The following is a 7073-nucleotide window of genomic DNA, read 5'->3' as shown; positions in this document are numbered from 1 at the left end:
AGGTACTTACGCGGTGCTGGCACAGCTCGTGGTTCTCCTTCGGGCCAGGACCATAAGCCTGGCTTCAAGGACTCCACGAAACCGAGGTCAGCTCACACCGGTGGCTGGCCCGGGGCGGGTGGCGGCCCCGGGTACATGGCGGGCTGCCCCAGAACGGGCGGCACTCCGGTCTGCAGCGGAGGTTGTGCGGGTGCGGGTGGCGGGCCGAACCCCGGTTGCCGCTGGGGCGGAGCAGGCTGGCTGTGCGGGGGTGCGGTGGCTGTGTCGGTGGAGGTGGCGGCTGGAACGGTGGTTGGCTCATTGTCCCCCTCACGGAGTGGACGGGCGGGGGCAGCAAGCTACCAGGGAGAGCAGGAGAGGCCGCCGGAGCCGGAGAGGGACGAGTGAAGGGCACGGAGACCGCCGGTCTCGGCGGACGGCCGCCGTCCCCCATTCCCTGGAGCACCTCGGAATCGGTTGCCACAACCGGGCGGACTCCCGGAACTTGTCCTCGCTCGCCGTCGACCAGAGCAGCCGAGCATCTGCGGGACCCACTCGAATTCGTTCGGCAGCGACGCCGATACGACGGAAGGCACCCCGTCAGCGCGACACGGACGGTGCGAACACCCTCATCCGGCGAGGAGAACCACACAGGAGCACAGCCGTCCGCGTGACGTGGGATCCCTCCCCGGGCATCCCCGGAGAGTTGCTGCCATGAATCCGTTGCGGGGCACCACTGTGTTCAAAAGCCGTAGCGGTCACTACGTCGACGGATATCACGGGCGTTGGCATGCGTGTCGGGGACACTGAGACGACGGCATCGCTGATGACAGCCGCACAGTGCGATGGCCGGCTCCAGGTTCACCCTGTGGGCGTTCTCGATGGTGGTACGGCGCCCGGGCCTTCGGCCCGGGCGTGGGCCGAAGGCCGGGAACCGTCGGGTTCAGGGCACAAGGCCGTTCACGGCGTACGGCTCCGGGTGCGCTGACGGTGTCCTTTGACGTCGGGACGGCCGACGTGGCCCGCCGGACGCTCGGATTCCCCGAGCCAGAGCTGGGGGACGTGCTGCTGGACCGCCGTGAGCACCTGCTGTCGGCAGGCGGCGGGGAAGGGCAGGCGATAACGCAGGCGGGGAAGGCCGGGGCGCGGCGGGTCCTCGTCGCGCACCAGCGTCCACAGAACCGGGTCATCCCGGTCGATCGGGCCGTCGGGGAGCAGTTCCAGGGAGTACACCTTCCGACTGCGGCCGAATCTGCTCCAGTAAAGGCCGACTCCGGCCAGGGTCTGCCAGGGGATGACGTTCCGCCGGTTGCCGTTCTCCACCCATAGGCCCGTGTGGTCGAACAGGACCCTGGTACGGCGGTTCGCCCACTGGGCGATGAAGAGGAACACACCGATGATACCGAGTACCACCATGAATGCCAGACCCGCGAACCCCGCGACGGTGGACTCGCCCTTCTGGTTCCCGGTGGCGACCACGACGGCGCCACAGACGCCGACCGCGCCGATCGCGATGAGGAGGACGGAACAGGGGAATCCGGTCATGGCGCCGCGGCGACCGGTATGGATCACTGTGGCATCCGGCGCGGGGGAGGGAGCATGCGGGGACGACATGGTGTGTGAGCTTAGCGAACTCCGTCACGCGGTCGGAGGGGCCGTGCACGCGGCCGGAGGGATCGTGCCGGACACGGAGACCCCCGTTCACGCCCGATCGTCCGCTGCTCCAAGGCCCTCGTCGATGCTGCGGGGCGGCATTGCTCAGAAGAAGTAGCCGATCAGGAACGACACCCCGGCTCCGACGAGTCCCACCCCGGGCATCGAGATCACGGCCGGTCGCGTCGCTCCCCGCCCCGACGCTTCCCACGCCGCATCGTACGAGATGCGGCTTCGGCCGAACGGCGCGTAACCCGTGACGAGACAGAAGACGCCGAGCCCCGTGAGAACCCAGCCGCCGAAGAAGACGCCGAACCAACGCCAGGCCCGGTTCATGCCGGACTGGACGTAGCCGGCATCCCCGGAGGTCGCCGTCGAGGGAGGGACCGACTGCTGCACCGACAGTTCCGTGCCCTGCGGATACCGCTGCCTGACCCGCACCGCGGCGTCCGCGTCCTCGCTCCTGCCGTCCTCGGACACGAACGTTCCCCGGCACCGGACGGGCCGACGGTTCTTGCGGCTGCTGCGTGAGGCGTTGTGGGGGTAGCTCACCTCGCACTGCTTCACGATGAGAGTGCCGTGCGTGCCCGCCCATCCCGCCGCATAGACCCCTTCGTACGTGCCCCATCCGCTCAGGGCGAGGCCCGCCAGGAGGAAGACCAGGCCGCCCACGCGTCCGAGGCGGCCCAAGGCCCGCGTGACGCATCCGGTGAGGGAGCGGTCCGGGCCGGCGCCTTTTCCGGTGCCTTGTGTGCGAGCCATGACGATGTGGTCTTTCTCCTCTTCTGCCAGTGGGGCCAGCATGGCAGCCGCGCGTGACGGGAGATACTTCAGGTGGTGAGACGCGAGGAACAGTGAGGAGAAGCGACATGACCAGGCGAACCCAGAACTCGCCGAACCCGCACGGCTCTCCTCCGGACCGCGGTGTGCTGGACGAGGCACTGGAACCGGAGCAGATACGTTCTCTGAACTCCGCCCTGCGCAAGCTGTCCGAGACCGATGCCGCGGGCAAGGACATGAGGGAAGCGGCGAAGAAGCTGCTCTCCGGCCGCCTCGCTCTGCGCGACGCGCTGGACGACCCGGCGGTGGCACGAGCCCTGAGCAGCGGAGGCATGGCGTCCCTGCGCGGTCAGTGGGAGTCGCTGTCCGAGGAGGAACGCGAGCAGATCAGGAGTGGAGAGGCACCGGCGAGCGACGGCCCCTCCGGGGCGCCCCCGAGGGCGTCCGAGCCGGGACGCGCCGGGGACCAGTCCTCGCAGCAGAGGAACAAGGGCCAAGGACGGCACAACGGCGGATTCTCGCTGTACTGACCAGGCAGTAGGACATTCGGACGTATGTGTCCGCTACACGCCGGGGTGGCGAGGTGCCTGGCGCTGTCCGCGGTACAGCGCGATGGCCGTCTCGGTCGGGTAGTTGGGGACGGTGACGGTCTCGCCGGTCTCCTTGGAGACCACGATCTTGCTGCCGCCGGGTGGAGCGGGCCGGGGCCGGCCGGCGGCGTCCGTGGCAGGGGGGAACTCCGCGTACACCAGGTATCCGATGTCGAATTCCTCGACGCGCAGCTGGACGGGGGTGCCGTCGGGCAGCTCGGGCTGCGCGTAGCGGCTGCGCACGATGTCGAGGGCTTGCTCGGGGCTGGTCGGCGGTGCTGGGTTGGCCGGGTTGTCCGCAGTCACGGGTTGGTCTCCTTGGTTCTCTCGGTGGGGTTCTTCGGAAGGCCGGTCAGAACAGCCCGTGCCACATCTGCTCGACGATCAGCGACCACCAGGCGTCCGCATGCGCCAGCGCGGACGTGTCGACGACCACCAACCGTTCCTGCAGGGCCGCGACTTCCGCGCCGGCCGCGACTGGGTCCAGGCCTCGCATTCGCTGCCGTGCCGTGGCGAGCAGCGCCAGGCAGCGGGAGAAGGCGGCCACCGAGCCGTTGACGTAGCGAGCCGCGGCGGTGACCGGGTCCACCGCCCAGACCGTGCCGAGGCCGTCCGGCTGTCCCGTACCCGGTCGGCACTGCACCGCCACGACCGCGACTCCGTCGAAACCGATCCGGACCAGGTGCGCCAGGGCACCGATCTTCTCCTCGCCGGCCGGGCTGCGTCGCTCGCGCAGATTCGTGGCGACATCGGTGAACAGGCCGCCGGCGGGAGGCGCGTCGGGCCGGTCGGCGGTGAAGAAGAGCGGAAGATCGGTGGGGAGCCCTGCCCAAGTGAGTGTCGACATGGTGGTCTCGGGCAGAGGGTCGGCGGCGATGTCGTCGGCGTCGTAGCGGCGTACGCCCTTCGGGCCGAAGACCTCGACGAGGTGGTGGCCCAGGGCCACGTCACGCATCGGCTCCGCAGGTGTCACCCGGGCGGGAACCGGGAGGCGGTGCGGGCGGGGCGGCGGCTGCTGGCCCGCGATCCGGTGCATCGTCTCGACCTGCTCGACCAGTGCGGCGATGCCCTCCGCGCGTGCCTCGGGGCGGGCACCGTAGGTCTGAGAGTAGGAGAGCCGGGCGTTGGGGAAGGCGTTGAGGAGTTCGGCCGTGTAGCCGCCGGGGAGCAGGCTGGGACGCAGGTCGGTGTGAACGGCGAGGACATTGCCGACGGGTACGTTCATCCGCTGCAGCTCGGCCCACGCCTGGTACTCGGCGGGAGGCAGGCCCGGGGCGGAGGTGCGGTAGAGGGTGGTCTCCTCACCGTTCGCCGGGTCGACGTAGGTGAAGACGGCGGTGTTGCCGGGGCCGGTGACCGGACGGGCGCCTTCGGGCGCGTCCGGCGCCGTGCCGTCGTGCTTCTGTCGGTACATCTGTACGACTTCCTCGACCGGCACCGACGGCCAGACCGACAGCTCGCCGGTACGCCGGTCCACGACCCCACACGCGTCGCCGATCTCGGCAGGCGGCCGCCGTTCCCCTGTCTCCGGGGCGCGCCCGGATTCCGCGGGCGCGGACCATACGACCCAGCCCAGGTCGAACTCCTGCATCCGCACCTCGCGGCGCGGCTCCGCCGAGCCTTCCGGGTTGAGCCAACGGTCGGCGACGGCGAGCGCCTGCTCCTGGCTGATCACGGGGGGGCTCCTTCGAGGTGGTCGGTCGAGAGGGTGAGGAGGCCGAGCGGATGGAAGAGAACGGGCGGTATGCCTCTACGAGGCTATCGCCGGGTCCGTCGATCGGATGCGGAGGGCCTTCGCTCCGCGCTCGGTCGCGACGACGAGGATGCCGTCGGGGGAGAGATCTGCGGAGGTGAACGGGACGTCGGAGATCAGTGCGGCCACGACCTCCCCACTCGCCCGGTCCCAGACGCGCAGGTAGTCGGCGCCGCGGCTCAGCCCCAGCGGGGCGGCGGCCCGCTCCTCCTCGGACGGGCGCAGGATCTGCCCGAGGTCCACGCTGCCGGGGACGTCCGGTCGTACGAGGCCGTGGACGAGCACTGCGGACTCGCCCCCCTCGTCCATCGGGTGCGCGCCGGGAGTTCCCGGTGGTACGACGAGCACCGCCACGCGGGCCGCGGATGCCTCGGCGTCGGGGAGGTTGCCGACCGCCACTTCGCTGATGCCGGTGACGGGCAGGCTCCACAGGGTCCGCCAGGGCAGGTCGAGGCCGAGCCGGCGGACGGCGTCGGCGTACTCGGGCAGGCCGTCCTCGACGAACGCCGTCTCCAGCAGGGCGGCACGCCACAGTTCGGAGAGCTCGTAGCGGGTGAGCAGGGGTGCTGTGCGCAGGTAGGTGCGGGCGGGCGCGCCGAGCGTCTCCGGGGGGACGGCCTCGACGGCGGCCCGCAGCGGCACCGGGTCGGCGTGGACGAACAACCCGGGGTCGGTGAGGAGCTGGGGCAGCAGGCCCGCCGCCAGAGTGTGGCCCGCGATGTGATCGCGTACGTAGGGGTCGGCCTTGCTCCAGTCCTGCTCCGGTACGGCCTCCAGCAGCGCCATCGCGATCTGCGTCTGGGCGGCGCGGACGTTCGGCAGGCCGGCGCGGATCTCCTCGCCGATGGCCGGGTGCAGCAGGCGCAGCAGCGTACGCCCACTGCTCCAGTGGTCGTCTCCGTCTCCGTCCGCCTTCCGCTCCGTGGGCTGCATGAACGGACCGGTGAGCAGCATCCCGTCCGCGACGGCCCGGCTCATGTCCTGCCCGGCGACCGCGCTCGCCAGCCGCGTCCACAGGTGGACGGGTATGCCGTCGCCCTCGGCGAGGGCGAGCGGGGCCAGCATCAGCCGCAGCGTCCGCGGGTCGGTACCGAGCCGCCGGGCGTGCAGATCGAGCGCCTCTCCCACCGAGGCCGGCAGGTGGCTCTCCTCGGCGGGGTCGAAGCCTTCGGGAGCGGTGAGCATGCTCTGGACCGCAAGCTGGACGACCAGTGGGCTGGTGCCCGCACGGCGCCCGATGGCCGCGGAGAGGGCGCGCCGGTCCTCGGGGTCCTCAGCGAACGGCAACTTCCATCCGGCGAATTGAGGACTCAGCGCCGCCTGGGCGTGCCGTACGAGCCCTTCGGGGTCGGCCCACTGCGGCTCGTCGAGATCGATGATCTGCACGGTACCGGGCGGCAGGTCTGCGGCCAGTTCGGTGACGAGGTGCCGCGGCAGCTCCGCCACAAGGCGGACCGAGTCGAGGGCGGCGAGCGGTGTGAGCACGTGGCGTACGAGTACGGAGGGCTCGTCCGTGTGCCTGACCGGGCCCGCCTGTTCCACGTCCAGAACGACGAGCGACACGGGCTCGCCGATGACTGCCAGCTCTGCGTAGATGTCCTCGGTGCGGACCGCCGGCAGCTCGTAGTGATCGGCGAGGGCCCAGAGGAATTGCTGGGCTGTCAGCCCGCGCGCATTCATTGCGGCGGGCGCGGGCAGTTCAGGCGGCACGCTGGACGGGTCGAGCCGATCGAGGTCCAGTCGCTTGCGGGACTCCGGGTCGCAGAGCATCAGAAACCCGGTGAGCAGCCGTGAGCGGCCACTGCCGGAATTACCCGTCAAGGCCACCACCCGAGGCGTCCCCGGCCGTGCCGTGCGCCAGGCGGTGAGCGCACGCAGGGCGTTGATACGGCCACCTATGTGGGGGTGCGGAGTGTGGCCGCCGGTTGAATCGGTCATGGATTTCCGTCCTCCGTTGGCGCGGACGTGTGCGAAGGTTTTCGACTGTCGGGCGGTTCAGGCCGGTGGCCGGTACGGGCTTCAGATGGACGGGGAGCCCTTGAAGCGGGAGTTTGGTATGTCGGGGTGGGGGCGAGCCAGTCGTGGCCATGGGTATCTTCCGCGAGCATGGGGCCGGGGTGGACCGAGAGGTTGCCGGCCGCCGTGAACGTGTCGGGAACGCCTTCGGTGTACTCCTCGGCCTCGTCCTCGTCGGCTTTCCCCCAGGTACCAGACCTCGAAAGGCATTGAGCCGTTTCCAACCTGGCTGAGGGACCGGCCGGTTGGTGTGGGGGCGGCGTTGAGGAAGAGGTGAAGCTCCTGGTAGATGGGTTGTCGAC

General features: G+C 70.4%; 6 protein-coding genes. 1 reads left to right on the top strand and 5 read right to left on the bottom strand.

The window, feature by feature from the left end:
• Nucleotides 1-939 precede the first annotated feature (939 nt).
• Nucleotides 940-1524 carry a hypothetical protein gene (locus ABZ340_RS36030; RefSeq protein ID WP_358786116.1) on the bottom strand — a complete coding sequence of 195 codons (585 nt, stop codon included), beginning with the start codon at nucleotides 1522-1524 and terminating at the stop codon, nucleotides 940-942.
• Nucleotides 1525-1737: 213 nt separating this feature from the next.
• On the bottom strand, nucleotides 1738-2394 hold the full coding sequence (locus tag ABZ340_RS36025) for a hypothetical protein (protein ID WP_358786115.1): 657 nt from the start codon (nucleotides 2392-2394) through the stop codon (nucleotides 1738-1740).
• 107 nt (nucleotides 2395-2501) lie between these two features.
• Between ABZ340_RS36025 and ABZ340_RS36020 the strand changes: the two genes are divergently transcribed.
• The gene (locus ABZ340_RS36020; protein ID WP_358786114.1) at nucleotides 2502-2942 is read left to right on the top strand and encodes a hypothetical protein; all 441 of its coding nucleotides are present in this window, start codon (nucleotides 2502-2504) and stop codon (nucleotides 2940-2942) included.
• A gap of 33 nt (nucleotides 2943-2975) precedes the next feature.
• On the opposite strand, the gene ABZ340_RS36015 is transcribed toward ABZ340_RS36020, so the two are convergent.
• The 3 genes from ABZ340_RS36015 to ABZ340_RS36005 form a co-directional block, all read right to left on the bottom strand.
• Complete coding sequence (locus ABZ340_RS36015; protein ID WP_358786113.1) at nucleotides 2976-3308, bottom strand: hypothetical protein; 333 nt, start codon at nucleotides 3306-3308, stop codon at nucleotides 2976-2978.
• A gap of 46 nt (nucleotides 3309-3354) precedes the next feature.
• A complete protein-coding gene (locus ABZ340_RS36010) occupies nucleotides 3355-4677 on the bottom strand; it encodes an SUKH-4 family immunity protein (protein ID WP_358786112.1) in 1323 nt (440 codons plus the stop codon).
• 75 nt (nucleotides 4678-4752) lie between these two features.
• Nucleotides 4753-6693 (bottom strand): ATP-binding protein, encoded by a 1941-nt coding sequence (locus ABZ340_RS36005; protein ID WP_358786111.1) that lies wholly within the window; start codon nucleotides 6691-6693, stop codon nucleotides 4753-4755.
• Nucleotides 6694-7073 lie beyond the last annotated feature (380 nt).

Source organism: Streptomyces sp. NPDC006134 (assembly GCF_040628835.1).
In the GTDB taxonomy this organism is placed as follows: Bacteria; Actinomycetota; Actinomycetes; order Streptomycetales; family Streptomycetaceae; genus Streptomyces.
Note: the sequence above shows the minus strand (reverse complement) of the source record. Positions and strands in the feature narration are given on the sequence as shown.